3 protein-coding genes and 1 pseudogene are annotated in these 2140 nt (G+C 32.9%); all 4 read right to left on the reverse strand.

The annotated features are described in order from the left end of the window. Positions 1–897 (reverse strand): type IV secretory system conjugative DNA transfer family protein (locus ACLBXA_RS29315; RefSeq protein WP_447617739.1); only part of this gene is annotated, 897 nt, incomplete at its 3' end. 37 nt (positions 898–934) lie between these two features. Then, positions 935–1450, reverse strand: a complete 516-nt coding sequence (locus ACLBXA_RS29320; RefSeq protein WP_098285918.1) for a hypothetical protein — start codon at positions 1448–1450, stop codon at positions 935–937. 95 nt (positions 1451–1545) lie between these two features. Continuing rightward, on the reverse strand, positions 1546–1824 hold the full coding sequence (locus ACLBXA_RS29325) for a hypothetical protein (RefSeq protein WP_081144037.1): 279 nt from the start codon (positions 1822–1824) through the stop codon (positions 1546–1548). Between the two features lie 114 nt (positions 1825–1938). Further along, positions 1939–2140, reverse strand: a pseudogene (locus ACLBXA_RS29330) (hypothetical protein); the annotation flags it as partial.

The raw sequence follows: 2140 nt of genomic DNA on the forward strand, positions 1-2140 counted from the left end.
GTTAGCTACTGCATACATCGTTATTTTTTCTTCTGTTCCTTCTGCAATACATTTATCTGTTATGGCTAAAATCATGGCGTTACATAAGCTCATAGCGCAATCTTGCCAAAAAGGATCTTTAACACCTGGTTTATAATACAAAGTGTGAGAGAGTGTTTTACATAGTGCTTGCGCTGTTGAATAATCTCCATCTTTATAAGCATCTTTGACAAGCTGCAATAAGTTATAACTCATAGAATCAAGTGGAGTTAATAAATTCAAAACTTCAATGTGATACCCTCGTTCTTCCAGCGTTTCTTTTGATGCGCTGAACAATTCTCCCTTTGGATCGTTAAAAATTAAAGATGGCTTATGTTCCGCTCTAGAATAGACATCAATTGTAGGAAATACAAAGGTTTCTCCTTTACCAGAGCGTGTTGTACCAATGATTAAATTGTTTACCGGGCTATCATCAATAAATACCTTGTCACCTAATCGGGAGATAACAACACCACCGCCACCTTTAAATGTTTCCTCTCGATCTGGTACAGCTCGGTACTGCTTTTTCAGCTCTTCAACTGTTGTAAAACGACTAGATCCTTTCTCATGATTATTTAAGTTTTTAAAGGAAGATTTCAATTTGTACACTGTTCTTGCAATGGTTCCAATCACTACAAGGAAAACAAGCATGTAGTAAATCGGATGTTCTGCAATTGGCATCTGAAAAAGAAATCCTACCTCCATATGAAATGGTTTGGGATGTAATAAATCACTAAATGTTGTTTCTATCAGCTCTAAAGTTAAGTTTAATAAAAAATTAGCGATTAAAAACATGCCAACAAACAAAAAAGCACTCAATGGAATGAGTACTTCTTTTTCAGCTAATTTATATTTGATTGATATCTTTTCACTATACATATCAAAGCATCACCTCTGTTCAATCTAGCCACACGTATTACTTCTTTAAACCAAAACCCGAATCATAATTATATTTTTCATACTCTGTTATCTTATCGAAATCATTCGTTACATCTAAAGATATGATATATCCAAATTTCTTAGTAATTTGGGCATCTGATGGCATGTTTTGAAAACTCGCTATTACTTTTATATCGGAATCCTTCATTTGTTGGAGAAAGTATATCAAATCTTCCTGACATAAATAATTGGTTTCATCTACAATTACGTATTCATATTGTTTAGCTATATTTATCACATCTTCTGTAATTTTAAAATTCCCATACCCCTCATTCGATTCACAATCCAAGTGTTGTAAAGTCACATTACCCTCTGTTTGCTTCCCGAATGTTTCGTCTTCGTATTCCCTCAGTGGATCTAACACTAAAACTTTTGATAAACTTAAAGCCATTTTCTTCAATTCCCTCGTTTTCCCTGTTCCCACTCGACCTACCACCATTAAACTTTTATCTAGACTTGAAATTTGCACTAAATTTGTACTATTAACAAACACCTATATGCCCCCTTTCAAATTAAAAAGGTACTCTTTTTATGAGTACCTTTTTGGCAATATCAGTTGATTTTTTTGTAGACAAATAATAAAGTTCTTTAAAAAATAATAAAGTCGTTTAATTCCTCGACACTTATGAAGCCAATCTGATGATAAATTTTTGCATCTTCTTTATCAATTTTGAAAGGATTTTCTTTATTTAATAAATAACCTTTTGCACAGTCAAATTGGCTTTTATAAAGCACCATTACAGGTTTTTCTCTACTAGGATTTTGAATTTTCGACACTTCAACTTTTGTATAATCACTCTTTAATTCATAAATTTTATCATCATCCAAAGTAACATAAATAGTATGGGTATTAAACGGAATTTTCATTGTAAATCCTCCTTTTTGAATAACTTTATTTTTTATTTTAGTTCCAATTAATCGTGGTATCAAAGGTTTTAGACCTTGTTTTTAAAAGACTTTATTATTTCTAATCATTTTTCTTTATTTACTCGCTACCATCTTTTCATTTTGTTTCAGAACTGGCTTTTCTTGATTCGTTGGTTTCTCTGGTTCTGTTGGCTTCTCTGGATTTGTTGGCTTTTCCGGCTCTGTTGGTTTCTCTGGATTCGTTGGCTTTTCCGGTTCTGTTGGTTTCTCTGGATTCGTTGGCTTTTCCGGTTCTGTTGGTTTCTCTGGATTCGTT

It is taken from the genome of Bacillus sp. D48C, from assembly GCF_053345735.1.

Excerpts from the sequence above, each read along its gene's own strand:
- ACLBXA_RS29325 (WP_081144037.1), bottom strand. The coding sequence starts at position 1,824 with ATGAAAATTCCGTTTAATACCCATACTATTTATGTTACTTTGGATGAT.